The organism is Novimethylophilus kurashikiensis (assembly GCF_003112435.1).
GTDB lineage: Bacteria > Pseudomonadota > Gammaproteobacteria > Burkholderiales > Methylophilaceae > Novimethylophilus > Novimethylophilus kurashikiensis.
Genome location: NZ_BDOQ01000002.1, coordinates 36,315 through 61,647 on the forward strand (window position 1 = coordinate 36,315; position 25,333 = coordinate 61,647).

Below are 25,333 nucleotides of genomic sequence, written 5' to 3' on the forward strand. Positions count from 1 at the left end.
GTCCTTGCAATCAACTGCACTGCTGGGGTGTTTCGTCGCGATTCAAACCGGGCGGATTGGTCGGCCCAGTCGGGAAGAAATCGCCTATGGTGGGGAGTCCGGACGTGATGCCCGTGGGAACCGGATCGCTGGGTGTAAGCGCGTTACTCGGAGTGTTGTAGATGACGCCCATGGTTGAAGGTGTCGATGATGCATACGTTACGAAAAAGTCGCTCCCCAGGATAGGAGTTGCATTGTTCACGATAATGTAAGAGCCGTTTCCTGCTGTACCGTAAGCGTTTGCAAGGCCGTCCACCGACCAGCCATTAGCAAATAGCGCAGGGAAATTAAAGAATAGTGTGTTTGGGGAGACGACCTTGATAAAGCTGGAGTTATTCAAGGATAAATGTCCAGTTGTCGTCAGCGTCATTTCGGACTGTGCAGTTAACGACGAACTGCCATTCAACGTCATATCTCCGCTAGCTTTTCCGAACATCGTGTTCGATGAGAGGCTGCTGATATTCTGGATAGTCGTATTGCCGCCGGTGAACGAAAGCGTGCCATTGGAAGTTAGAACTGATCCATCGATCATAAGCGCACCAGGCGTACTAATTTGCATATTGCCGCTGGTGTTGAGTGTGGTGTCGTTGACGAGCGAGATACCAGAGCTTGCGCTCAAATTTTGTGTGGCTGAATTTATCGTGGCAGCATCCAAAGAAAGTGTCGATCCTGCTAGCGTGACATTGCCATTCGTCGCGGTGATCCCCACGTTGTTCAATACAATCCCTGCAGAAGAGTTCACCGCCACATTGCCGGATGCGGCACTCAAGTTGAAGTTGGTTAAATTAATACCAGACGATGAATTGAGGGTAACCCCCGTTGGCGCGGCAACTGTAACCCGTGAATCGATTACCACGCTACCCAAGGTAATCGTTCCGGTCATCTGAGTCGTTCCAATGTCAACTTGTAGAGTGCCAGGGCCGTTCAGGGTGGTGTTGTTGAAAATGTGCGAGACGCCGTTGTCCTGGCTCAACCACACTTTTGAACCACTACCGATATTGACTGTGCCTCTAATGGTGCCGGCATTTTGCAAACTCAATGTGCCGCCTCCTGAGAGGTTCAGCTTTCCCGATGTGCCATTATTGAAAATGGCTTCGAACGAGTTCAGACCCGCGGTCGTGACGTTTAGAATGCCGTTATTGTTGATCACACCTGTTTGAACGCTACCGCCACCAGTCCTGAACGCCCAGTTAGACGTATTGTTGGTGATATTAACTGTGCCGTTGTTAACAAAGGTCCCAGGAGTGGTGCCATCGTACAATTGGATCTGGGAACCACCAAGAAGGTTAGTGGTTCCATTATTAGTCCATGTTTTTCCATTCTTTACTTGAAGGACCATTGAGCCTCCGCCGCCAGCGCTGTTGAGGGTCAAGGTACTTCCTACAATATTCCTGATGCTTCCACTGCCACCCGTTCCACTCTCAAGAGTAACGAGAAGGCTCTGGCTAGTGGAGTTATTTACGATGCTGTTGGTGCCGGTTCCACCAAAAACGATATCTCGATAGGCACTGATGGCTAAGGTGGTGCCGAATGTGGCGCCTGAGCTCTTGCTAAGTACGACATCCCCTGCAAAGGTAATATCTCCGTTTCCGGTTCCTACTGCGTTATCGAACGGCTGCGTGGTCAGGGTTACATTTGTGTTGCCGTTGATGGCGTTATTAAGTGTGAAATCGGAAATAACAGTGGAGGAACTGCCAGCTTGAGGCTGGAAAGTTGAGAAGCCTCCATACAAATTGGTGTCATTGGCAGTAGTCGCGTGAATGATCGTTACATCCGTTGGGTCAAGGAGCCATGTGCCGGCATTTCCATCCAAGCCTTTTGCAGAGATGTTGACACCCTCTACATTCAGGTAATGGCCGGAAGTTTCAATAAATCCTCCGTTTTTACCGTCCGCCGAGAACGTTCCCTGGTAAAAACCGCCCCCGTCTGCAAATGCCTGGATATGCCCGCCATCGGCATTCAGATTGCCGTTTGTTTCCTGTACCGAGGTTGCGGTAGTCAAAATATTTCCCGCGGACTTGAAATAAATCTTCCCCGTCTGGTCTTGCACTGCCGTATTCGCAGACACCTTGCCCGAATTTAGCACGGTGAAGATATTGCCGTTGCTCTGTGTCATCAGTTGCGAAAGGTTGACATCCTGGCTCGTCGCCGATACGACGACCCGCTGGCTGGGATCAACCGAATCGACGATTTCGATGGAATTGCCTGCTGCCAGGATTGCTTCACCGCTCGGTGTGGTAATGACACCGCTGTTTTCGACGTTGGGCGCGAGCAGGTAGACAAAGCCGCCCGCCGGCGTTGCGATTTGTCCCGCATTTGTCACGGCACCAGGATTAGCGCGGTCGGCATTGAACTTGAGCTTGCCATTGAGAAAATCGCTGTCGGTAATATTGAGCGATGAGGCGACCAGACCGTTGACGTTGATTTGGGCGTTAGCGCCGAACAGGATACCGTTGGGGTTGACCAGGAATACCTTGCCGTTGGATTGCAGTGCCCCCAGGATTTGTGACGGATTGCTGCCGGTAACGCGGTTCAGCACGGCGGAAGCGGAGGACTGTTGCACGAAGCGCACGGTCTCCCCGCTATCGATACTGAAGTTGGCCCAGTTGATGATGGCATTAGGCGTGTTGGTCACTGTGAGCGTGCTGCCCGATGTGCTGAAGGTCGCTGTGCCGTGGGCAACCGTTGCACCGTTGGGGTTAGCCTCGACAGTGCCGACTGCAAAGCAGGATATGACAGCAGTCGCGAGCAGCTTGCGTTTGAAAGTGGGAGTTGCTTTATTCGAGGCCATGATGGTGGTCTCCGCTCGATAATGGTTTACCAGATGTAGCCCAGGGCGATGTGGCCGAAGGCGTCGCCGCGCTCACGACTGCCGGTAGGGTTGTTCTTGTTGATGTCGCCATCGATAACGTAAGCGTAGTCGAAGCGCGCGACGATGTTCTTGCTGTAGCTGTAGCGTAACCCGGCACCGATGCTGGCAATGGATTTGTCAGAACCGTCCACGGCCTTGGTGCCATCTATGCCGCGGTTGTTGTCGACATACCCGCCGTCGATGAATGCCAGCGCACGCAAGCCTACTTTATCTCCCAATTGGTTGCCGAAATCCGGGGTGATGATTTCCGCCGTCCAACGATAACCCTTGTCGCCGGAGATCACACTCTCGTGCCAGCCGCGTACGGAATCCATGCCGCCGATGCGGAACTGCTCGCCGGGGATGAGATGGTCATCCGTAAATTGGCCACTCAGGTTGAGGTGCAATTGCCAATGTTTGGCAAAGGCGTGCACCGCATCGACACTAAAGCTGTACTTGGAAAAATCCTGCTCGGCGAGGTAGGGGAAGCCCTTATAAATCGCTTCGTCGCCATGACTTGCGGCTTCCGACAACACGTTCCAGCTGCCACCTACGCTGAAAGCGAATTTTTCCTCTTCCTGCTGCCATTTGCCGATATAGGTCAGGCTCCACGGCGTCGCCGTCACATGGGGCGTCAGGCCGCTGCCGGAACCGCCAATGAAGATGTCGCTACGATAGGCGTGATATTCCACGCCACCCACCACGCGCTGGTCGTAATTGCCTTGCTTGGCAAAATTGTGGTTGTAGTGCGCTCCAAGGATCACACCCTTGCCGCTGACCGTAATCAAACCGCCCGCCACCGTACCCGTATTGACGTTGGAATAGCCGGCGATGAAGTCCACGCTGTCGCCCAGCTCATAAAGCGGAATGGTGTAGGCTGCACCGAACACGTTGACTTCGTGTTCCGGGTTGAAATATTCCTCGGGGGAGTGAAGGTTGGTGATGTACTGCAAGGTGAGCCGATGATCGCGGCCGAACAAATTGTAGTTTTGGTACCCGAATCCGAGCCGCCCCTGGCCAGTCTCGCGGCTGCCGCTGTTGTCCAATGTGACAAAGCCTTTCCAGGGTTTGTCGTCGACCACTTTGAGCGTTGCGTCGATGGTGGCGGGGTCGTCCGGGTTGTTCTTGAACAACACGACGGTTTGCTTGCTGGGATTTTCGTTGGCGACAGCAATGCTTTTCTGTACCACCTTCATGTTGGGGATTTCACCAGACTTCAATGCTGGCGCAGTTTGGAGGATGTTGTCGCTTTCGTAGAACTGATTACCCTCGACATTGATATTGCCGATATGCTGTTGAAGGATGTTGATCTTGACGACACCGTCGACGACTTCCTGCTCGGGCAGGAGCACTTGCACGGAGTTATAACCCAGTTGCTGATAAGCAGTTTGCAATGCCGCAATGGCACGTTGAACATCGCCGAAATCGCGTGAGACGCCGACATAAGGCGTAACCAGGGAATGAATCTGGGATTCTGGCAGGAGGGTGTTGCCTTCGACCTGAAATTCGCGAATATCGAAGCGAGGCGATGCAGTGAGGTCTGCATCTGCGTAACTGGAGGTGGCAACGAGGCCACCAAGAATTCCGGCTGCGGTCAGGGCACGCAAGCGTCGGCTGAACATATCCTTTAGCTCCCTTATGGATTATTTATTCGCTATTCCCGGAATTATTGGCATTATTTGTTCTGGAAACGCGTTAATTATTGGTAATGCTGAGTAATTTCCTTATAAAAGTCAATGGATAATCAATGGATGTTTGCGGTATTTGTTAATTAAACTTTTGAGCTGATTAATTAATGTTTTTTTGATCAAATTTAAGGAAATTCTTATTTATGGCGCAAAAGCGCGTGGTGTGTGTCTGGGAACTAGGCAGCACTCTCGGTCATCTGGGTGAGATGCTTCCCGTCATGCGTACACTGGATAATCACCATCTGCCTATTGCATTGATGGTGCGCGAGTTGCACGGGATTGTCGGACTAAACCTGCCGGCGATGCCCGTATTGCAAAGCCCGGTATGGACGCTGCAAGTTGGTGGGCTGCCGGATCCACCGTTAAGCTTTGCTGAAATCTTGCTCCGTTACGGGTATCACGATGCTGATTGCCTGCAAGGCCTGGTAACAGGCTGGTGCTCTGCGTTTGAAGCTTTGAATGCCCAGGCGGTAATTGCCAACTATTCTCCTACTGCGCTATTGGCAGCGCGTATTCTAGGTCTTCCCGCTATTACCTTGGGCAGTGGATTTAATCTTCCGCCGCGCGTTAATCCGGTTCCGAATATGCGTCCCTGGGTACCGGTCCCGGTCGAGCGCCTTGTAGAGGCTGACCGATGGGTGACGCGCAATATCAACATCGTGCTGGATCGTTATCACCGCCCGCCGCTGAGATCGGTTGCCGATCTTTTTGACGTGGCAGCCAATCTGTTGTGCACATTTCCTGAACTGGACCACTATGCGTTCCGCATCGCCGAAATGCAGCGGGCTTTTTATGTGGGCAGTATGATTGAAGCCAAGGGTAAGCCCGTCGATTGGCCTGACGGCGATGATCCGTGCGTTCTGGTCTATCTGAGGCCTGAAGTGAAAGCGTTAGAGCCGATGATGCAAGCACTCAAAGCTGCAGACTGCAGAATCGTTGCTTTTATCCCCGGTTTATCCGCGACACAGCAAGCACAATGGCAAAGTCCCAACTGCCGAATTGTTGATGAGTTGATTAAGCTCGATCACTTGTTGCCTACATGCGATCTAGCCATCAACTATGCTGGCCATGGCTTTGTTTCGGATGTATTGATGGCTGGCGTTCCGTTGCTCTTGATGCCCATGCATCTCGAGCAATATTTGATGGGGCAGCGTGTGATGGCGATTGGAGCGGGGATTGTTACTGATATGGAAGGAAATTCGGATTACCCCGAGCTTGTCAGGAAAATGCTGACCGATAAAAGTTTCAAGCAAGCGGCGGCCGGTTTTGCGGCAAAATATGCAGATTTTGATCCCGTTGCGCAACGCAACATGATCGTACAAACCATCAAGAGCCTGATCGAGTAATGGCAGACCTGTTTTCCAATATCGAACCACACGCACCGCTTGCCGAGCGTTTGCGCCCCAAGACGCTGGATGAAGTTGTGGGGCAGTCACACTTGCTGGGGCCGGGCAAGCCCTTGCGCATGGCATTCGAGTCGGGACGGCTACCCTCGATGATCTTGTGGGGGCCGCCTGGCGTAGGCAAGACCACCTTGGCGCGCATGATGGCGAATTCCGTGGATGCGGAGTTCATTCCGCTATCGGCCGTGCTTTCCGGCGTGAAGGACATCCGAGAGGCGGTGGAACGGGCGCAGCACACCCTCCAGCAATCCGGGCGACGCACCATCTTGTTCGTAGATGAAGTCCACCGTTTCAACAAATCTCAGCAGGACGCTTTTTTGCCGTTCGTGGAAAGCGGGTTATTCACTTTTATCGGCGCTACCACCGAAAACCCGTCCTTCGAGGTCAACAGCGCGTTGTTGAGCCGGGCACAGGTGTTTGTACTCAAGGCGCTCAACGAGGACGAACTCGGCCAATTGTTCGAGCGCGCGCGGCAGCAGGAAGCTGCTGAGCTGGCCGTCGATGCCGAAGTGAAGGAGCAGGTGCTGGCTTACGCCGATGGCGATGCGCGCAAGCTGCTTAATTTTGTAGAGCAGTTGTTTAATGCCGCGCTCGGTGCTGGTATCCCCAAGCTCGATCTCGAATTCCTCAACAGCACGCTCTCTTCCAAGCTGCGCCGTTTCGACAAGGGCGGGGAGGAGTTCTACGACCAGATTTCGGCGCTGCACAAATCGGTACGTGGTTCCAACCCCGACGCGGCGCTGTATTGGCTGCTGCGCATGTTGGACGGTGGGGCGGACCCGCTCTACCTTGGTCGCCGTATTGTGCGCATGGCCGTGGAAGATATCGGCCTAGCCGATCCGCGTGCACAAACCATGGCACTGGAAGCCTGCCAGATCTACGAACGCCTGGGCTCGCCTGAAGGCGAGCTGGCGCTTTCTAATGCCGTGCTTTATCTCGCCGTGGCGGCCAAGAGCAACGCGGCCTACATGGCCTACAACAAGATGAAGGCGCTAGTGGGCCAGGATCAGACTCGACCTGTGCCGATTCACCTCCGTAACGCCCCGACTAAGCTCATGAAAGAGCTTGGTTACGGGAAGGAATACCGTTACGCCCACGACGAACCGGAAGCCTATGCCGCCGGTGAGCAGTATTTTCCCGACAACATGCAGCCATTGCGCGTTTATGAACCCACGCCGCGCGGGCTGGAGGGTAAAATAGGGGAAAAGCTGGCGCATCTGCGGGCGCTGGACCAACAAGCCAAGAAGCGCGGATAGCCACAAACCGCGCGTATTTCAGGACAAGAGAACAACATGCTCGACATTCAATTACTTCGCAACGATCTCGAAGGTGCCGCCGCGCGCCTTGCTTCCCGCAAATTCGTGCTGGATACCGTCGCGTTCCAGGCGCTGGAAGCCGAACGCAAGACGGTGCAGACCCATACCCAGGACCTCCAGGCCAAGCGCAACGCCACTTCCAAGCAGATCGGCATTGCCAAGTCCAAGGGTGAAGATGTTGCGCCCATTATGGCCGAGGTCGCTACGTTGGGCGATGAGCTCAAGGCGGCGGAAGAAAAGCTCACCGTCATCCAGTCGCAAATGCAGTCCTTGCTTCTGACCATTCCCAATGTCCCGCACGAGTCTGTGCCGGTGGGCACGTCGGAAACCGATAACGTCGAGTTGCGTCGCGTCGGTACACCGCGCAGCTTCGATTTCGAGGTCAAGGACCACGTGGATGTGGGCGAGGGCTTGTCGCAGCTCGACTTCGCCGCGGGCGTCAAGCTGAGCGGAGCACGTTTCACCGTCATGAAAGGCCCGCTGGCCCGTCTGCACCGTGCACTCGCCCAGTTCATGCTGGATGTGCATACCGCTGAGCACGGTTACACCGAGTTGTATGTCCCTTATCTGGTCAACGCCGACTCCATGCAGGGCACCGGCCAGTTGCCCAAGTTCGAGGAAGATCTGTTCCATGTGCCGCGCGGCGACGAAGGCAAGCTGTATCTGATTCCGACGGCAGAAGTGCCCGTTACCAACCTCGTTCGCGACGAAATCCTGCCGTTGGAGCAACTGCCGCTGAAGTTTGTCGCCCATACGCCGTGCTTCCGTTCCGAGGCTGGCTCCTATGGCCGCGATACGCGCGGCATGATCCGCCAGCATCAGTTCGACAAAGTGGAGCTGGTGCAGATTGTTCCCCCCGATCAGTCCTATGCAAAGCTCGAGGAACTGACCAGCCACGCCGAAGCCATCCTGCAAAAGCTGGAGCTGCCGTACCGCGTGATGTCACTATGCACGGGGGATATGGGCTTTTCCTCGGCCAAGACTTACGATCTTGAAGTCTGGCTGCCGGCACAGAACACATACCGCGAAATCTCGTCCTGCTCCAATTTCGAAGCCTTCCAGGCGCGCCGCATGCAGGCCCGCTTCCGCAATGCCGCCGGCAAACCGGAATTGGCGCACACGCTCAACGGCTCCGGCTTGGCGGTGGGTCGTACGCTTGTGGCGATCCTGGAGAATTACCAGAACGCGGATGGTAGCGTGACCATTCCTACGGTGCTGCGCCCCTACATGGGCGGTCTCGAAAAAATCGTTGCGGCTTAACCGTGGCGCTCAATCTAACGAGCCTGCTCGGCGTTACCGGGGTTGACCCCAGCGAGCGCGGCAAGGCGCGCATTTGGGCGCAGCGGCTGGAATGGCCGCTGTTGTTGGTCGCGTTGTGGATTCCGGTGCAGTGGTATCTGGACGAAACCGGTTCAATCAGTCCGCATTGGTCCAAAGTGTTTGACTGGATCATCTGGATCGTTTTCCTGTTCGAGACGGTACTGCTGACGTCGCTGGTGCACAACAAGCGGCGCTACCTGCTGAATAACTGGATGAACCTCGTCATCATCGTGGGCGGTCTACCGATCGAATGGCAGTTCACGCCCTTGATCGGCGCGCTGCGTAACCTGCGGCTGTTCTTGATGATGTTCATCCTGATGCGCGTGTCGCGGCGGTTGCGCGAGGTGTTGGCGGGGGCCAAGGTCGGCCCGACGCTAATCATCGTGGCTATCGTCGTGGTTCTCTCCGGAATCATCGTGTCGCGCCTTGATCCCTCGATCGGTACGGTGTGGGACGGCATGTGGTACGCTTGGGTGACCATGTCGCACACCGGCTACGGCGATATCGTACCCAAGACGGCAGCGGCACGAGTCTTCGGCAGCTTCCTTATCCTGCTGGGTGTGGTGCTGGTCACAGTGCTGACGGCCAGTTTGTCGGTGTTCTTGATTGGTTCGGAAGTCGAGCACAAGATCGTCAAGGAAGAAAAAAGCGTCGACGATACGCTGCACGAAATTCTCGCCCGGCTCGAGAATATCGAAAAAAGGCTAGACGAGCGGGGACGCGACGACGCCTGAAAAACGGCGTCTTTGCTTAAGCCGGCGATACCGCGTTGAGATGCGGGAATACGGGCAGATGCTTCTGCTCGTATTTCTCCAGGATCTGATAATAGGTCCGAATCGATTCCACAAAAATCACTGCCGCGCCGCCGCGCGCAAATCCGTATTTCAGGCTGGAGTAATGCTCGGCCTTGTTGAGCATCGGCAGGGTTTTCTTCACGTCTGCCCATGAATCCGGGTTGAGCTTGAGCTTCTGCGCCAGTACCCGGGCGTCTTCCAGGTGTGCAATTCCCACGTTGTAAGCCGCCAATGCCAACCAGGTACGATCTGGTTCGGGGATGCGCTCCGGGATGTTATCCCTCATCAGCTGTAAATAGCGCGCCCCGGCCGGAATGCTCTGCTTGGGGTCGAGCCGGTTGCTCACGCCCATCTTGTCCGCCGTATCTTCCGTCAGCATCATGATGCCGCGCACATTGGTGGGCGACGTGCTATAGGTATCCCAATGCGATTCCTGATAGCTCAAAGCCGCTAACAGGCGCCAATCCAGGGAGCTGATTTCCTGCGCCAGCTTGAATGTGGTGAGGAAATCCGGCAGGACGGTGCGGGCGCGAACCAGGAAATTGGTCACGTCCATTGCATTGAGGCGCTCGGTATGACCGTAGTAGCGGTCCAGCAGATTACGCAGCGTGCCGTCCTTCTGGATTTTTGCAAAGAAGGCTTGTGCGTCCTGGTAGAGCCATTCCTCGCCGTTCTTGGGGAAGGCCCAGGCCAGGTCTTCCGGCAGGCCAAAATCGAAGCCGACGGTCAAGTTTGGGTAGTAGTTCTGCACCATGGCCACCAAGTGCGAATTGGCAATGGTGGCGTCGAGTTCGCCGTCGGCGACCTTTTCCATTAGTTCGTCCGCCCCGGCGTGACGAATTTCGTCCCAATGCAGCCCAGGCAGTTGCAACAGTAATTCAGAGAGCCGCTCGGCGGCGCTGCTGCCTGTCGATACTTCCAGCGTCTTGCCGACAAGATCGCTCAGTTTTTTCGGACTTTCGGTTTTTTCGCGGTTTACCACCACCTGCGGCTGCACGTGTTGATACACCGGGCCAAACCGCACCAGATGGCTCCGCGTGTGCGAAACGCCCAATCCTGCTGCAGCGAAATGCGCCTTGCCCTTGAGCAGCGCCGGGATGACTTCATCCACTCCGTCCACCACCAAAAACTTCACTTTCACGTTCGGCCCTAGCTGCTCGGCGAACAGTTTCACCAGGTCGTATTCCAACCCGGCATATTCGTTGTTGCCGTTGACGAAGTACGTGCCCGGATTGTTGTAAGTCACCACAACTAACTCGTGACCTTGTTTGACGGATGGCAAGGTTTTAGCGGGCGGCTTGGAGCAGCTTGCAACAAAAACAGCGATAAAAAGAAGGGCTAGCGCTCGAATCATGGGCGGAGTGTTGCTAAAACTGCGAGGTTTGTCCAGTATCGCGAACTCATCAAAAAATAATGTCGCTGTAAGACCGAGCCGAACCTGATCAGTTTCAGCCGGTCTTAAAATCAAGGTGTCGCCTGGAGTATTCACCTGATCTTTTCGGATGTAGAAACAATGAGAAAAACCAACTTTATTGCGCTAATGCTGGCTGCGGCATTAACTGCTTGCAGTGCGCTGCCCACGAACACCAACGTCGCAAAAACCTATTCCACCGCTTTCGAACATCCCGAGCAAACAAGATTGGGGCGACTTTACCTTGATGCATCCCGCAAGCATCAAGGGCGCTCCGGCTTTTACATCCTCAATGATGGGCTTGACGGCTTGGCTGCGAGATTGCAGTTGATCGATCAGGCCCAGGCTTCGCTCGACTTGCAGTATTACATCTTCAGGCAAGACCGGAGCGGTCGATTGTTGACGGCCCATTTGCTTGCTGCCGCAGAACGGGGCGTCAAGATCAGGATCCTAGTCGATGACGGTGCCACCGTGGACGGCGACGAGCAGCTCCTGACGTTGGCCGCGCACCGTAATATCCAGGTGCGAGTGTTCAATCCACTGCATTATCGCGGCCACGACAATCTAGCCCGTGTCATGGAAATCAGCACGCATAAGTCCTATCTTGATTACCGAATGCATAACAAGCTGTTCGTCGCGGATTCGGCTGTGGCCTTGGTAGGGGGGCGTAATATCGGGGACGAATATTTCCAGATCGACCCGCAAGGTCAGTTCGGCGATGACGATGTGATCAGCATCGGGCCAGTCGTAAAAAAACTCACCGAGAAGTTTGATTGGTTCTGGAATTCCGACCACGTCTTACCGGCGCAAAATATTGAGCCGGCACGAGTCACACCACAAAATCTCGACGTGCTGAAAACCAGCCTGAGTAGCTATCGGAAGGAAGCTGAGCAAGACAAGACTTCGTTTGCAGCCGGGTTGCAGCGTCGAACGATACCCAGCATTGCCGCCATGAAATGGGCTCAAGCTCAAGTTGTTTGCGACAGCCCAGACAAGCGTGAGGTCGAGGATGACAAGCTGGCAGGCACATTGATTTATGAACCCGTCGCGCAGGCAGCGGCAGCGGCCAATTCCGAAGTCCTGATCGTGACGCCATTTTTTGTGCCGGGTGAAGAGGGGCTCAAGCTTTTTCAGGACCTGCAAATGCGTCACGTAGCGGTGCGTGCTTTGACCAATTCACTGGAATCGACGCCGCAATTGCCGGCCCATGCCGGTTACGCCCATTACCGCAGGGCGATGCTCAAACTGGGTGTCCAACTGTATGAAGTACGCGCCACGCTCGGCTTGGCAAAGGGCAGCGGCGAATCGGAAGACCTGATTCGTTACGGCACCTACGGCTTGCATGCCAAGCAATATATCTTCGACAGGCAGCGGATTTTTCTCGGCTCGATGAATTTCGACCAGCGCTCCATGCACATCAATACCGAAATCGGTTTGATCATCGATAGCCCCGAACTCGCGAGGCAAGAAGCGGAACGGTTCGAACGATTGAGCAGTCCCGCCAACAGTTATCGAGTGCAATTAAAGGTAGATTCTGCGACCCAGGTAGAGTCGCTGGTCTGGAGCACGCGGGAGGATGGTAAACAGAAAGACTACGATACCGAGCCTTCGCGTGATCGCGGTCGTAAGGTCAAGGAAGAATTGATGTCGATACTTCCGCTGGACAGCGAGTTGTAGTTGATCGCTTAAATATTACTAAGATTGCTGATCAGACTAAGTGTGCCATTGAGGTGATTGATGATCGTCCGAAGAAATCATCCAGATAGCTGGAAGCCGTGGAAAAATGGTGGTGGTCTTACGCGTGAGATTGCTGTTTATCCAGTAACAGCGAATTCAGAAAATTTTTTGTGGCGCGTCAGCATTGCGAAAATTGAGTGCACGGGGCCGTTTTCCCGGTTTCACAATGTTAGCCGGCGCTTGATGTTGCTGAATGGGAAAGGGGCGCTTTTCCAGTTTTCTAACCGCAACATCACGCTGACCAATCTCGGAGAGGCAATTGATTTCTCCGGGAACGAAGACCTTCATTGCATCCCTGTCGATGGTGCATGCCTGGTTCTAAACGTGATGACACGAGGTGATCAGGTTTGCAAAATGAATGTGGTGCCCGATTTGTCCCTGCCAGCGACCCGCGGGGTAGAGCGCATCATCGTCCTTGCTGAAGGTGCAGTGCAGTTGATTGAACATTCCAATCCATCCGTAATGCTTCAAGCAAGTGATGCAGTATTAATTTTCCCCAATGCACAATTGCAAATGGAAATGTCAGGTGGAATACGACCTACTTTGATTGAACTGACATTTGGCAGTTCGTAAGCTACGGGCTCAAGTATGGGGTTGGGGCGTGGGGTAAATGAAAAAGCCGTATTTTCTTAACCAATTGTTTTGGCTAGAAAATACGGCTTTATTTATTTCTGGCGGAGAGGGTGGGATTTGAACCCACGATAACCCATAAGGCTATGCCGGATTTCGAGTCCGGTGCATTCGACCACTCTGCCACCTCTCCGGAAAGGCGTGGATTATAGCTGAGGGAGGGCGTTATACAAAGCGGCTTGTTGGAGTGGCGATGGTTGTCTTGCCGGAATCAGCTTTCGGCTGCTTCCGCAGCCCCGGCAGGTGTGTCGTAATGAATGATGGATAGAAAACGGATCGGCAATCGATGCATCTTCTCCGGCTTGTGCGGGATTTCGCCGCGGAAGGTGAGGGAGTCTCCGGGCTCCATCACGAAGGTTTCATCGCCGACTCGGTATTCCAGCACGCCTTCCAGCATGTGCAGGAACTCGGTGCCCGGATGCTCGAATGCCGGAAATTCTTCGCCCGGTTCTTCCAGCGTGATCAAAAAGGGTTCGAAGGATTTTTGCGGCCCTTGGTCGTAGGCCAGTAAATGATAAGTGTGGCCGCTCTTGGTGCCGCGCCGCACGACTTCCAGCCCTTTGCCTTTTTTTACCAACTGCGCGCCGCTTTGAGGCGCATCGTAACCTCGGAACAGGCGCGAGATGGTCACGCCCAAGGCGTTGGCGAGTTGCTCCAGCGTTTCAAGGCTGGCGGAGGTGATGCCGTTCTCGATCTTGCTCAACATGCCGCGGCTGATGCCCGCACGCTCCGAAATCTCGGCAATCGTCAGCCCGTGCTCCAGTCGCAACTGGCGCACGGTATTGCCCAGGTAGCGGTCCAGCGGCTTGCCTTGCGGCTCGACCGGAGCAACTTCCTGTGCTGCATTGTTCTGCCGGGTTGCCATCACCCATTTCTCCCTCGATGAAATTGTTTCTATATTTTTACATCCAGTTTACCAAATAAAGTTGGAAGCACCTTATAAGGGAGATGAGGAGGGCGATGTCGAAGGTTTTTAAGTATTGCCAAAAACCATGATCGCAATGCTATCTGATGTGATTGAAAAGACATCTATTCCGTTAAAATTCTAGAATGAAAGCTGTCTCTACCCCCAACTATCTTGCCGGTTACCCTATTTCATTGGTCGACCAAGTCCACCAACTCATCGCCCAGGATCGCCTTGGCGATATTTTGCTTAAGAAATACCCTCAAGCTCATACCGTCCGTACCGACAGGGCACTCTACGACTACGTGCACGAGATCAAGGCGGAGTACCTGCGCAACGCCGGGCAATTGAGCAAAGTGGAATACGACAACAAGATTCACGTCATTCGAAACGCCTTGGGTACGCATACCAGCGTTTCCCGAGTTCAGGGCAGCAAGCTCAAGACTAAGCGCGAGATTCGCGTGGCGACGATGTTCAGGACAATGCCGGGGGAGTTTTTGCGGATGATCGTCGTGCATGAATTGGCGCACATCAAGGAGCGTGAGCACGACAAGGCGTTTTATCAGCTGTGCCAGCATATGGAGCCGGATTACCACCAGTTGGAGTTCGATTTGCGGGTGTATCTGACTTATTTAGAGACTACGGGTAAGTCATTGTGGTCTGTCGAGGCAGTGTCATCAGTCGATAAGGCCTAAAGTTTTGTACGGAAGCGGCCGATGGAGGATGGAGGCGTGAAAGAGGTTGGGGGAACAAAAATGAAACGTATGGTCTTGATGGCGGTGCTAGCGATGGTCTGGGGCACAGCTGTTGCGGAAGAGCCCAAGGTGGGCGAATCGATTTCGTCCCAGATCGAGCCGTGGACCGTGGCGCCGATAGAATACGTTTGCACGCCCGACCAGCGTACCAACATGGAAGCCGAGAGCAAGTTCTGCATGGGCAACACGACCTATTCCAAGGATTATTGCTACGGCACCGCGTTTATTCGCAACTGCACCAAACGCCCCCAGGCGCGTCCCCCGCAAGGTTAATCAATTTGACTAGCCCTCTTTGGGCGATCACAGATCCTGTCTGATCGACCGTTATTATTGCAGCACCGACTGATCGAACGGTCCGTAGATCAGCTCATCCATGCCCCAGAAGCCGCCCTTGGCGTCCAGATAGTAGCTGCCGTCCTCGGCTTGAAATAACGTCAGGGTGTAAGTTTTGGCGTTGTAGAACACGTCGCGCTCGACGAAGATTTGCTTCATCGCATGCGTGCTACGCAGCTTTTCCCAATCGGGCTTTTCCAGTTTCGGCAGCGGTAGTAAGGCATCGCTGCCACTTCCCATGTAGTTCTTGAACTTGGCGTCAAATTGCTGCTGGATGCGGACACCGCCATCTTCGTCGGCAAGTGCTGCCGAAGACGCGCAATTGAAAATTAAAGCGGCGAAGATCAAATTTGCGAAAAGATACGTGAGGCGCGGCGATTGATTCATGAGAGCGTTTCACCCGTCGTTAAAAACATACCACCGGCAATATAGTGCAAGGTGCGCAGTTCGTCATGCCCTTCGAAGTGCCAGCGACCCTCGGAAAACACGCGGTCGTCCGCCCAGGCTGCGACGACTTCAGCGAGGAATAGGTCGTAGGTCGATTGATTGTGCGGCTCTGGGATAACCTTGCATTCCAGCCAGCCGACGCAGCCTTCCAACATGGGGGCTTCGATCTCTGCTCCGAAAAATGTCTGTAGCCCAAAGGCATTGAATTTGTCATGTTCCGGCTTAGCCAACCAATCCCGTCCCGAACAGCTACCTACCTGCATCACGATATCTTTTTGAGCACGGCATGGAATGTTGACACCGAAACTGCCGGAAGCTTCGATGAGTTCTCGTGTATAGGTGTTTTTGTCGATGACAATGGCGATTTTTGGCGGATTGAAATCAAGCGCCATATTCCATGCGGCAGCCATGATGTTACGTTGGCCGGCATGGGCGCAGGTGACCAGCACGGTCGGGCCGTGGTTGAGCAGGCGGTAGGCATGGGGGAGTTCGACAGGGCGGCGCATGGCGAGATTATAACGAGGCTGTAGCCGTATTCTCTTGTACCCAGATTGCCAAGGATGCTGCAACTTGCGCGATTACCTTTTCCCAATCGCCCATGCGCCGCTGCCGGAACAGCCGCATCACATCTGGATACCAGGGCGACGTTTCCCCGGTGTTGAGCCAGCGCCAATCAGGTTGGTACGCCGGAAGCAATACCCAGCATGGAATGCCCAAGGCCCCAGCCAAATGGGCTGCAGCCGAGTCGATGGAAATCAATAGGTTGAGCTGGGCGAGGATGGCGGCGGTATCGGCAAAGTCTTGAATTTCGCGGCCTAGCGGGATGAGACTGTGCGACCCAAGCTGTGTTTCATCTTCTCCCGCGCCTTTTTGCAGGCTGACGAATTGGATCCCCGGAATGTCGGTGAGCGGTGCGAGGCAAGCCAACGACGACAGCGAACGATCGGCGTCGTTGTCGTGATTCGGGCTGCCTTTCCAAACCAGGCCGACACGAAAGCCGGTTTCAGGAAGTCGAGGTGCCCAGTGCTGCATTCGCTCAGGCTCGGCCTTGAGATAGGGGAGGGCCGCGGGAATGGAGTCCGCACGAGTACCAAACACGAACGGTGCACTAAGCAGCGGTAGCCAGGCATCCCAGCCGTCGCTGGGCAATGCTTCATCGTAGCCGATTACGGCATCTACGCCTTCCAGTGTAGTCAAGAGAGACTTGAGCTGCGGGTGGCAAAACAGGGTGATTTCGGCAGCACTCAGCCGCTTTATTAACGGGATGTAGCGGCAGAACTGCAGCACGTCGCCGAACCCACCTTCATAGCCGATCAATAGCTTTTTCCCAACACGCGATTCGCCTTGCCAGCGAGGACATGTCAAATGGGCCGCAAGCGAAGCGTGCCAATCGCGGGCTTCAAAATATGTCCAGCCTTCCTCGAATCGACCCTGGCGCAACAGGACGTAGGCAAGATTAAAACGAGCCTTCTCGTAGTCGGGATCGATGGCGAGTGCCTTGAGATGGCATTGCTCCGCCTCTTCGTCCCGATTTAACCCTGCAAGCAGCGCGCCAAGATTGGACCAGGCGGCAGCATAGTCCGGTTGAAGCGCAATGGCCTGCCGATAGGCCGATTCGCCCTCTTCGAAGCGTTTGACCTTGGCGAGAAGTGCGCCGAAGTTGAGATGAATCTGTGCGACTTGCGGGGCAAGCGTGAGGGCTTGGCGGTAATGATGTTCCGCTTCTTGCGGCGAGTTTGATAAGTTGTAGATCAGCCCCAGGTTGGCGTGCGCCTCGATAAAGTCTGGGACAAGGGTGAGGGCTTGCTTGAATGCGGCTTCTGCCCCGGAAAGATCGCCTGCGGCGAGCAGGCGATTTCCTTCCAGAAACAGCGCTTCGGCTTGGCTGCGCTGCGAGTGGGGCATTCGCCGGTGATTACTTCTGCCACGTATCCCGCAAGGTCACTGCCCGGTTGAAGACCGGCTTGCCAGGCTGGCTGTCCTTGCCGTCGACGACGAAGTAGCCGTGGCGCTCGAACTGGAACTTGGTGTCGGGCGCGGCATTGGCGAGATCGGGTTCGACCCATGCGTTGACGATGCTACGGCTGGCTGGGTTGAGCGAATCGAGGAAGTTGCGGCCGCCGGCATCGGGATGTGCTTCGGTGAACAGACGGTCGTACAGGCGCACTTCGGCTTGCAGGCCTTCGCTGGCGGAAACCCAGGTGATCACGCCCTTGACCTTGACGCTGTCGGCCCCAGGCGTGCCGCTCTTGGTGTCAGGCACGATCTCGGCCAGCACGGCGGTGATATTGCCGTCGGCGTCCTTCTCGCAGCCGGTGCATTGGATGACATAGCCGTACTTGAGGCGCGCCATGTTGCCGGGGTAGAGGCGGTGATAGCCCTTGGGCGGCGTTTCCATGAAGTCTTCACGCTCGATGTAGACCTCGGACGTGAGGTTGAAATGGCGCTTGCCCATCTCTTCGTGATGCGGATGAACGGGGGCGCTGCAAGGCTCGGCATGATTGGCGCCGAACAATGCATCCCAGTTGGTGAGCTTGAGCTTGACCGGATCGAGCACGGCCATGGCTCGGGCGGCCTTGCCTTCGAGGTCGTCGCGCAGCGCGCCTTCCAGGGTGCTGTAATCGATCCAGGAATCGGCCTTGGAGACGCCGATGCGCTCGGCGAAGAGTTGCAGCGATTCCGGCGTGTAGCCGCGGCGACGCAGGCCGACAATGGTCGGCATGCGCGGGTCGTCCCAGCCATCGACGAAGTTTTCCGTCACCAACTGCATCAGCTTGCGCTTGCTGGTGATGACATAGGTCAGGTTGAGGCGGGCGAATTCGTACTGCTTGGGCAGTGGGTTCGCCAGCAAGCCACCTTCTGCAAGTCGCTCCAGCACCCAGTCGTAGAACGGGCGCTGGTCTTCGAATTCCAGCGTGCAGATGGAGTGCGTGATTCCCTCGAGCGCATCTTCGACCGGATGGGCGAAGGTGTACATCGGGTAAATGCACCATTTGTCGCCGGTGTTGTGGTGCGTGGCGTGCTTGATGCGGTAAATGGCCGGGTCGCGCATGTTGATGTTGGGCGAGGCCATGTCGATCTTGGCGCGCAGGATCATTGCGCCGTCCGGATGCTTGCCGTCGCGCATTTCGCGGAACAAGGCCAGGCTTTCATCGGCGGGACGGTCGCGCCAGGGCGAATTCTTGCCCGGCTCGGTCAGGGTGCCACGATTGGCACGCATTTCCTCGGCCGTTTGCTGGTCGACGTAGGCATGACCGGCCGTGATGAGGTACTCGGCGGCGCGGTACATGAAATCGAAATAGTTGCTGGCGTAATAGAGGTGCGATGCGCCGAACGCATCCCAGCCGAAGCCCAGCCATTTCACCGCATCGGTGATGCTGTCGACGTATTCCTGTTCTTCCTTCTCAGGGTTGGTATCGTCGAAACGCATATGGCAAACGCCGCCGTAATCGCGCGCCAGGCCGAAGTTGAGGCAGATGCTCTTGGCGTGGCCGATGTGCAAGTAGCCATTAGGCTCGGGCGGAAAACGCGTGCGGATCTTGGCCGGATCGGGTTCGCCTGCGGCATGATGCTCGGCATCGCCCGGTGTCCTGCCCCAGTGACGGCTGACATAGGTGCCTTGGGCGAGGTCGCGCTCAACGATTTGACGCAAAAAATTGGAAGCAGGAGTGTGATTGGTGTCGGACATGTTGTTCGGTGTCGGTTGTATTTCCCTATATTTTACACTGCCGCAGGCGACCGGGGATTGCGGAAGCCTGTGCTAATATTGGGTCGTGCCTCAATACCTCTTTCCCATCCTTCGCCTGCTCGCCGACGGTCGCTTTCGATCCGGCGAAGAACTGGCCAGCCACTTCGGCGTCACCCGAGCTACCGTTTGGAACGCGGTGAAACACGCCGAGACTCTGGGCGTCACCATTTATTCCGTCCGTGGCAAGGGATATCGCCTGCCTCAGGCAGTGGATTTTCTCGACCGCGAGGTCGTGCAAACTGGGCTCAACGGCCATTCTCAGCGATTTTTGCTGGAAGTTCACGACTTGGTTGATTCCACCAATACCCGATTGACGCGTGCCGCTGCCGAAGGCGCGCCCAGCGGTACTTGCGTCGCCGCCGAGTTGCAGGAAGGTGGGCGAGGACGGCGAGGGCGTACCTGGGTTTCAGCCTTGGGTGCGGGACTGACGTTCTCGCTCCTGTGGCGGTTTAGCCAGGGCGCAGCGGGATTAAGCGGGCTGAGCCTGGCCGTGGGTGTGGGGCTTGGACGAGCGCTGAAGGAGGCAGGGGCCAAGGATGTTGCCCTCAAATGGCCGAACGACGTGCTGCATCGGCACCGTAAGCTTGCGGGCATCCTGATCGAATTACAAGGCGAAATGCTGGGGCCGAGCGCGGCGATTATCGGCATCGGTCTCAATGTACGATTGCCAGAAGGGGCTGCCGCTGCCATCGGTCAGCCGGTCGCCGACCTGTCCGGCATTCTTCCTGGGCAGATCAATCGCAGTCAGTTACTGGCCTTGCTGCTGCGTCATCTAGGCGATGTGTTAAGCGAATTCGAACGTGACGGATTCAATGCCTTGCGCGAGGAATGGGTGGCACAGCACGCGTATCACGGCAAGCTGGTCAATCTGATTTTGCCTGACGGTTCCAGCCGCGAGGCGACCGTGCTGGGTGTGGCCGAGGACGGCACATTGCTGGCCGAAGCGGGCGAAGGTTTGCAACGCTTCTCTTCGGCAGAAATAAGCCTGCGCGGAGTCGCCTGATGCTGCTTGCGGTAGACGCCGGCAATACCCGCGTCAAATGGGGGGTACACGACGGCACCCAATGGCTGGCACAGGGCGCCATCGTTCATCGCGAAATCCCTGCACTGGCCGCCCTGTGGCAAGCTTATTCGATCTCCCAGACTATTCTCTCCAATGTTGCTGGTGTGGAAGTGCAGGCTGCCTTGGAAGCCCTATTGGCGCCGCTGAACGTCGTGCAGAATTGGGTTCAGTCTTCCGCGCAATGTTGCGGTGTACGAAACGGCTACTCGGTGCCAGAGCAATTGGGTACTGATCGCTGGGCGGCGTTGATCGCCGCATGGCAGCAGGAGCACAGTGCTTGTGTGGTTGCCAGTGTAGGCACCGCCCTCACGGTGGATGCCTTGTCCTCGCAAGGCGAGTTTCTGGGCGGTTATATTGTTCCCGGTTTGACTTTGATGAAGCGAGCATTGCTGGCTAATACCGCTGGCGTGGCCGAGACCGAAGGCAACATGAATGTTTTTCCGAATTCCACAGGCGAAGCTGTCGAGAGTGGCGCCATAGCGGCCTTGGCGGGCAGTATTGAGAGTATGTGCCGCAATCTGGCCGAACGCGAAGGCGTTACTCCCGCTCTTTTGTTGACAGGCGGCGATGCGCTGAGCCTCCAGCCAGCGTTGTCCAGCCATGCCGTGATCGTGGATAATCTAGTGCTTGATGGCTTGGTGCGGATGGCGAAGGAAATAGCGCGATGAAGTGGCTGGTGTGGGGATTGCTGTTGTTGAACGTGGCGGTGTTCGGGGTTTTCAAGCTCACCGAAGGTCATACGACGAGCAGTGAGCCGTTGACCGGGCATGAACCCATCGCCCCCGAAAAAATCAAAATGCTCACCCCGGATGAATTGAATGCCTTGCCCAAGAAGGCCGCGTCTCCGGCCGATCAGCCTCAGTTGGCGCCAATATCGACCACTGCACCGGCAGCAGTCGCATGTTACGAGTGGGGTGGTTTTCCGGTTTCTGAAGTAATGCGCGCCAAAGCAGCATTAGATACCTTGGGGCTGCAAGCACAGCCGCGTCAATTGGTGCCCCACGAAGGTACGCGTTTCTGGGTGTATGTGCCGCCTCGGCACACCCAGGAAGAAGCCCAGGCCAAGGTGGACGAACTAAAGGCCCTAGGTGTTACCGATACCTTTATCGTCAAGGAAGTGCCTTGGCGCTATGCGATTTCGTTGGGAATGTTCAAGGATGAGGCTCTCGCTAATAAATTCCTCGAAAGCTTGCGCCAGCGCGGCGTAAAGTCGGCAGTAAAGGGGTTGAAGGGGCACGATGGCGAGATGACCAGTTATGTATTGAGTCATGTTTCGCTGAGTCAGGACGACCTTGCCAGCAAGCTCCAGCCGGGTTTTCCGGGAATCGAATTGAAGCAAGTCAGTTGCCAATAGGAGGCAAAATGGGCATTATCAGCGGCGCTTTGAAAAACGCGGCCAAGAAAGCGCTCCTCGTGGCGCTGGTCTACGGCGGAAAGAAAGTTGCTAGCAAAATTGCAGGCAAGGTGATGAAATCCGCCACCGATAAGAAAAAAAGCGAGCTGTAATCGCTGGGGCTATCAATTTAAGGTTCTGGTCTGCGGAATTTTATGTTACGGTAGCAGAGTCGCCTTCCAAGCCCGTCCTGACGGGCTTTGGCGGGTTATAACTATCCACTAACCACTGATTCAATTTTGAAGAGAGGACTATAATTATGAATAAAACCGAACTGATCGACGCTATTTCCGCCAAGGTGAATGGTGTGAGCAAGGCAAGCGTTGCTGCTGTGGTCGATGCTACCGTGGCTACCATCTCCGACGCACTGAAGAGCGGCGACAAGGTTCAGCTGATTGGTTTCGGCACGTTCGAAACCCGCGCGCGCGCTGCACGTGAAGGCCGCAACCCCAAGACCGGCGAAAAGCTCAAGATTGCTGCTTCCAAGACCCCGGCTTTCTCCGCTGGCAAGGCCCTGAAGGATGCTGTGAACAAGTAATTTCCGAGTTTTCGGGAATACAGAAAAGGCCGGAATTCCGGCCTTTTTCATTTTGTGCGACGGGGTGTCGCTAGCGCAGGCGACATATCGAGAACAGGCGAGAATTATTTGCTGCCGGCCTTGATCCCGAAGAACTCATAGATGCGCGAAAGCACATCCTGATGCTGCTGCGCCATTTGAGAAACCCGCGTGTCGTCGTCGATCATCTGTTGCAGGCTATCCAGCCCGTAGCGACGCGATACCAGTATTTTGGAGATTTCCTCCGCCATTTCCGGCCGATGTTCCAGCACTTCCTGGAACGAGGCTTTGTCCAGTTGATAACACTCCACGTCGGTGGCGGCAATCACGGTGGCCGTGCGGGGAGCCCCCATCATTAGGCCCATTTCCCCAAAGAAGTTACCCGGGTGCAAGGTGTTGAGCTTGCGCCTTTCCTGTCCCGGCGTTTCGAGATAAACGTCTGCCTCGCCATCAGTCAGCATGTAAAGCCAATGGGCTACGGCGCCTTGACGCGTGATGATGTCGCCCTTGGCGAAGGGCGCATACTTGAGCTTTTCCGCAATCGTGCGTAGTTCGTCGGCGTGCAGGCTGTTGAATAGCTCCACCTTGTGCAGCGCATCGATGCGCTCTTGCAGTCGACGGATATGGCGCGCCTGTTCATGCTTTTCCGTCTCGGTAATCATATGGATACTGTGTTCGGGCACGGCGAGGCGGATGTCTGCGCGTTGCAGGGCGGCGTAGATGTGGTCACGGACCTCCGAATCGGTCGGATCGTCCAGCTGTAGGTCGGTGAGCCAGTAGCGAACCGCATAGCGGCCGTAGCTGTCGGTGAAATCCATCAGCACGCAGTTGGGCTCAGGCGACTTGGATACATTGGGAATGTCCGCGCTGCGAATGGCCTTTTGAACGGTTTCGATCACGCGCGAAGGCGAAACCTGGTAGCCGACGTTGAACCAGACCCAGCGTCGCCATTGCACTTCGCGGTCGCTGTAGCGGCCCAATACGGCGAACTTGCCGCGCATGAGCTGGCTGTTCGGCACGATCACGGTTTCCCAGTTGCGCGTCTCGATGGCGGTATAGCGCCAGCGGATATCCACGACCTTGCCGACGATGTCGTCCACCTTGATCCAGTCGCCGATCTGAATGGAATTGTCGAATTGGAGCGAGAGGCCGCCCAGAATATTGCCCAGCGTATCCTGCATCGAGAACGCGAGCACGGCGGTGATGACGGCTGAGGTGGTGACGATGCCGGAGAGATCCAGTCCCGCGGTATGCAGTCGGACAAAGCCCCACGCAATGTAGGCGAGGAAAACAATGATGTCTTCTAAGATGCGCGGAGGTGTGAGGTGCACTAGAGGCGGCAGCATGCGGAAGATGAACATGCCGAAAATACGAATGACGGCCAAGCCTTCGAGAATGCGAAAGGCTTCGTGCAAGCCTTCCGCCATGGCAGGAAATCCCCGTGTGGAAACGAAACCGGCGCCTAGCTGGCCGATCAGGCCGAACGCGAGCATGAGCAGGGTGGAGAACAGTGAGCGGCGGTCGCTCGGTCGATAATGCAGCATCAGTAACGACAGCGCCGCGACCAGCAGCAATAAGCTGCCCAAGCCGTCGTGCCAGGCAAAACGGCTGGCGGTATCCCATGAATCTAATGCGTCAGTAATCAGGTTTCCCATAAGGGGATTCTACGTTCAAAACGGCCGTGATGGCCATCTCATGAAAATCATGAGGAAAGATTCCATGTTTTGGCGCTGTATCGGAACGGCCCGTGAAGCCACAATGCATCCCGAACGTTACATAGCGTTCATTTCATTAAACAGTAATTAAAAGGAGAGAAATTATGTGGACCAAGCCTGAAGTTACCGAAATGCGTTTCGGCTTTGAAGTTACCATGTACGTTTGCAACCGCTAATCGCTGTTGCTGACCGTATAACATCCCGGCTTAGCCGGTGATGGATGGGCTGCCCGCAAGGGCAGCCTGTCATCGAATCTCCCGCGGCGCTCGGGCGCCTTTTTTACACAAGAATTTCCCAGGTTAAGAACAACATGCTGATACACGTGCTAGGTTCAGGCGCAGGTGGCGGTTTCCCGCAGTGGAACTGCAACTGCCACAACTGTAGCGGCCTGCGTAAGGGCACCATCAAGGCCCGCGCCCGTACTCAATCGTCCATTGCCGTAAGCGGCGACGGAACCAATTGGGTGCTGTTCAATGCGTCTCCCGACGTGCTCAAGCAATTCCAGGATTTCCCCGCCATGCAACCGGCCCGCGCGATTCGCGATACCGGCATGGTCGGCATTATTCTGATCGATGCTCAAATCGATCACACCACCGGCCTGCTGATGCTGCGCGAAGGCACGGTCAAGCGTGAAATTTACTGTACGGATGTCGTCAAGGGCGACCTCACCAGCGGAAATCCGCTGATGAACATCCTCGGCCATTATTGCGGCGTCAACCACCATCCTGTGCCGACTGACGGCACCACGTTCGAGATTCCCGGCGCCGCCAATCTTAAATTCACTGCCGTCGCGCTGAAGAGCGCAGCGCCGCCGTATTCCCCGCACCGCCACGACCCGCATCCGGGCGACACCATCGGCGTGCTGGTGGAAGATACCCGTAACGGCAAGAAACTGTTCTACGCGCCGGGTCTGGGCGAGATCGAGCCGCATTTGCCGCCCTTGTTCGAGCAAGCAGACTGCATCATGGTCGATGGCACGTTCTGGACCAATACCGAAATGATCGATCTTGGCCTGATGACCAAGACCGCCCGCGATATCGGTCACCTGCCTCAATCGGGGCCTGGAGGCATGATGGAAGTATTGTCCGCATATCCCAAGGCGCGGCGCGTCCTGATTCACATCAACAACACCAATCCCATCCTCAACGAAGAATCGCCCGAGCGCCGCCAACTGGAAGCGACCGGCATCGAAGTTTCGTATGACGGCATGGAAATCACCCTGTAATTGAG

The 25,333-nt window shown here is 55.6% G+C and carries 24 protein-coding genes and 1 tRNA gene; 15 read left to right on the forward strand and 10 right to left on the reverse strand.

Features of this window, described 5'->3' with window-relative positions:
- Window positions 1-10: 10 nt before the first annotated feature.
- Together NMK_RS01460 and NMK_RS01465 are read right to left on the reverse strand one after the other, a co-directional pair.
- A complete protein-coding gene (locus NMK_RS01460; RefSeq protein ID WP_109013991.1) occupies window positions 11-2,830 on the reverse strand; it encodes a beta strand repeat-containing protein in 2,820 nt (939 codons plus the stop codon).
- Window positions 2,831-2,856: 26 nt separating this feature from the next.
- The gene (locus NMK_RS01465) at window positions 2,857-4,512 is read right to left on the reverse strand and encodes a ShlB/FhaC/HecB family hemolysin secretion/activation protein (RefSeq protein WP_109013992.1); all 1,656 of its coding nucleotides are present in this window, start codon (window positions 4,510-4,512) and stop codon (window positions 2,857-2,859) included.
- A 209-nt stretch (window positions 4,513-4,721) separates the two neighbouring features.
- On the opposite strand from NMK_RS01465, the gene NMK_RS01470 reads away from it, so the two are divergent.
- Genes NMK_RS01470 through NMK_RS01485 form a run of 4 tightly spaced genes read left to right on the forward strand, consistent with a single transcriptional unit; the run spans window position 4,722 to window position 9,351 of the window.
- Window positions 4,722-5,924, forward strand: coding sequence for a glycosyltransferase (locus NMK_RS01470; protein ID WP_109013993.1), 1,203 nt, complete (start codon window positions 4,722-4,724; stop codon window positions 5,922-5,924).
- The gene (locus tag NMK_RS01475; protein ID WP_109013994.1) at window positions 5,924-7,237 is read left to right on the forward strand and encodes a replication-associated recombination protein A; all 1,314 of its coding nucleotides are present in this window, start codon (window positions 5,924-5,926) and stop codon (window positions 7,235-7,237) included. The genes NMK_RS01470 and NMK_RS01475 overlap by 1 nt, the downstream gene beginning before the upstream one ends.
- A 36-nt stretch (window positions 7,238-7,273) precedes the next feature.
- Window positions 7,274-8,557: a serine--tRNA ligase gene (gene serS, locus NMK_RS01480; RefSeq protein ID WP_109013995.1), complete on the forward strand. Its 1,284-nt coding sequence runs from the start codon at window positions 7,274-7,276 to the stop codon at window positions 8,555-8,557.
- A 2-nt stretch (window positions 8,558-8,559) separates the two neighbouring features.
- Window positions 8,560-9,351 (forward strand): potassium channel family protein, encoded by a 792-nt coding sequence (locus NMK_RS01485; RefSeq protein ID WP_109013996.1) that lies wholly within the window; start codon window positions 8,560-8,562, stop codon window positions 9,349-9,351.
- 16 nt (window positions 9,352-9,367) lie between these two features.
- Here NMK_RS01485 and mltF read toward each other — a convergent pair whose 3' ends face one another.
- Window positions 9,368-10,765, reverse strand: coding sequence for a membrane-bound lytic murein transglycosylase MltF (mltF, locus tag NMK_RS01490; RefSeq protein WP_109013997.1), 1,398 nt, complete (start codon window positions 10,763-10,765; stop codon window positions 9,368-9,370).
- 159 nt (window positions 10,766-10,924) lie between these two features.
- Here mltF and NMK_RS01495 point away from each other — a divergent pair, with 159 nt between their 5' ends.
- Both NMK_RS01495 and NMK_RS01500 read left to right on the forward strand, forming a co-directional pair.
- Entirely contained in the window at window positions 10,925-12,499 is a 1,575-nt protein-coding gene (locus NMK_RS01495) for a phospholipase D family protein (protein ID WP_109013998.1), read from the forward strand.
- A 60-nt stretch (window positions 12,500-12,559) separates the two neighbouring features.
- Complete coding sequence (locus tag NMK_RS01500) at window positions 12,560-13,132, forward strand: HutD/Ves family protein (RefSeq protein ID WP_109013999.1); 573 nt, start codon at window positions 12,560-12,562, stop codon at window positions 13,130-13,132.
- Between the two features lie 99 nt (window positions 13,133-13,231).
- Here the strand turns inward: NMK_RS01500 and NMK_RS01505 are convergent.
- A tRNA-Ser gene (locus NMK_RS01505) sits at window positions 13,232-13,322 on the reverse strand.
- Window positions 13,323-13,400: 78 nt separating this feature from the next.
- Window positions 13,401-14,054, reverse strand: a complete 654-nt coding sequence (locus tag NMK_RS01510) for a helix-turn-helix domain-containing protein (RefSeq protein WP_109014000.1) — start codon at window positions 14,052-14,054, stop codon at window positions 13,401-13,403.
- A 185-nt stretch (window positions 14,055-14,239) separates the two neighbouring features.
- Between NMK_RS01510 and NMK_RS01515 the strand changes: the two genes are divergently transcribed.
- The gene (locus NMK_RS01515) at window positions 14,240-14,788 is read left to right on the forward strand and encodes a YgjP-like metallopeptidase domain-containing protein (RefSeq protein WP_109014001.1); all 549 of its coding nucleotides are present in this window, start codon (window positions 14,240-14,242) and stop codon (window positions 14,786-14,788) included.
- Window positions 14,789-14,848: 60 nt separating this feature from the next.
- Window positions 14,849-15,121 (forward strand): hypothetical protein, encoded by a 273-nt coding sequence (locus tag NMK_RS01520; protein WP_146187114.1) that lies wholly within the window; start codon window positions 14,849-14,851, stop codon window positions 15,119-15,121.
- A 54-nt stretch (window positions 15,122-15,175) separates the two neighbouring features.
- On the opposite strand, the gene NMK_RS01525 is transcribed toward NMK_RS01520, so the two are convergent.
- The 4 genes from NMK_RS01525 to NMK_RS01540 are packed head-to-tail and all read right to left on the reverse strand — an operon-like array spanning window position 15,176 to window position 19,316.
- Complete coding sequence (locus NMK_RS01525; RefSeq protein ID WP_109014003.1) at window positions 15,176-15,568, reverse strand: hypothetical protein; 393 nt, start codon at window positions 15,566-15,568, stop codon at window positions 15,176-15,178.
- Window positions 15,565-16,134, reverse strand: a complete 570-nt coding sequence (locus tag NMK_RS01530) for a flavin reductase family protein (protein ID WP_109014004.1) — start codon at window positions 16,132-16,134, stop codon at window positions 15,565-15,567. Before NMK_RS01530 ends, NMK_RS01525 begins: the two co-directional genes overlap by 4 nt.
- A 7-nt stretch (window positions 16,135-16,141) precedes the next feature.
- A complete protein-coding gene (locus NMK_RS01535; protein WP_109014005.1) occupies window positions 16,142-17,533 on the reverse strand; it encodes a tetratricopeptide repeat protein in 1,392 nt (463 codons plus the stop codon).
- Between the two features lie 10 nt (window positions 17,534-17,543).
- Entirely contained in the window at window positions 17,544-19,316 is a 1,773-nt protein-coding gene (locus NMK_RS01540) for a glutamine--tRNA ligase/YqeY domain fusion protein (RefSeq protein WP_109014006.1), read from the reverse strand.
- Window positions 19,317-19,401: 85 nt separating this feature from the next.
- Here NMK_RS01540 and NMK_RS01545 point away from each other — a divergent pair, with 85 nt between their 5' ends.
- The 5 genes from NMK_RS01545 to NMK_RS01560 all read left to right on the forward strand — a co-directional run bounded on the left by NMK_RS01545 (window position 19,402) and on the right by NMK_RS01560 (window position 22,370).
- A complete protein-coding gene (locus NMK_RS01545; protein WP_109014007.1) occupies window positions 19,402-20,379 on the forward strand; it encodes a biotin--[acetyl-CoA-carboxylase] ligase in 978 nt (325 codons plus the stop codon).
- Window positions 20,379-21,107 carry a type III pantothenate kinase gene (locus NMK_RS01550; RefSeq protein ID WP_109014008.1) on the forward strand — a complete coding sequence of 243 codons (729 nt, stop codon included), beginning with the start codon at window positions 20,379-20,381 and terminating at the stop codon, window positions 21,105-21,107. The genes NMK_RS01545 and NMK_RS01550 overlap by 1 nt, the downstream gene beginning before the upstream one ends.
- Entirely contained in the window at window positions 21,104-21,793 is a 690-nt protein-coding gene (locus tag NMK_RS01555; protein WP_109014009.1) for an SPOR domain-containing protein, read from the forward strand. The genes NMK_RS01550 and NMK_RS01555 overlap by 4 nt, the downstream gene beginning before the upstream one ends.
- An 8-nt stretch (window positions 21,794-21,801) precedes the next feature.
- Window positions 21,802-21,945 (forward strand): hypothetical protein, encoded by a 144-nt coding sequence (locus NMK_RS18400; protein ID WP_181376137.1) that lies wholly within the window; start codon window positions 21,802-21,804, stop codon window positions 21,943-21,945.
- A 146-nt stretch (window positions 21,946-22,091) separates the two neighbouring features.
- Complete coding sequence (locus tag NMK_RS01560) at window positions 22,092-22,370, forward strand: HU family DNA-binding protein (RefSeq protein ID WP_109014010.1); 279 nt, start codon at window positions 22,092-22,094, stop codon at window positions 22,368-22,370.
- 104 nt (window positions 22,371-22,474) lie between these two features.
- Here the strand turns inward: NMK_RS01560 and NMK_RS01565 are convergent, their stop codons facing one another.
- Window positions 22,475-24,043: a mechanosensitive ion channel family protein gene (locus tag NMK_RS01565; protein ID WP_109014011.1), complete on the reverse strand. Its 1,569-nt coding sequence runs from the start codon at window positions 24,041-24,043 to the stop codon at window positions 22,475-22,477.
- Between the two features lie 164 nt (window positions 24,044-24,207).
- Between NMK_RS01565 and pqqA the strand changes: the two genes are divergently transcribed.
- Together pqqA and pqqB are read left to right on the forward strand one after the other, a co-directional pair.
- The gene (gene pqqA, locus NMK_RS01570) at window positions 24,208-24,279 is read left to right on the forward strand and encodes a pyrroloquinoline quinone precursor peptide PqqA (RefSeq protein WP_081774944.1); all 72 of its coding nucleotides are present in this window, start codon (window positions 24,208-24,210) and stop codon (window positions 24,277-24,279) included.
- Window positions 24,280-24,413: 134 nt separating this feature from the next.
- On the forward strand, window positions 24,414-25,328 hold the full coding sequence (pqqB, locus tag NMK_RS01575) for a pyrroloquinoline quinone biosynthesis protein PqqB (protein ID WP_109014373.1): 915 nt from the start codon (window positions 24,414-24,416) through the stop codon (window positions 25,326-25,328).
- Window positions 25,329-25,333 lie beyond the last annotated feature (5 nt).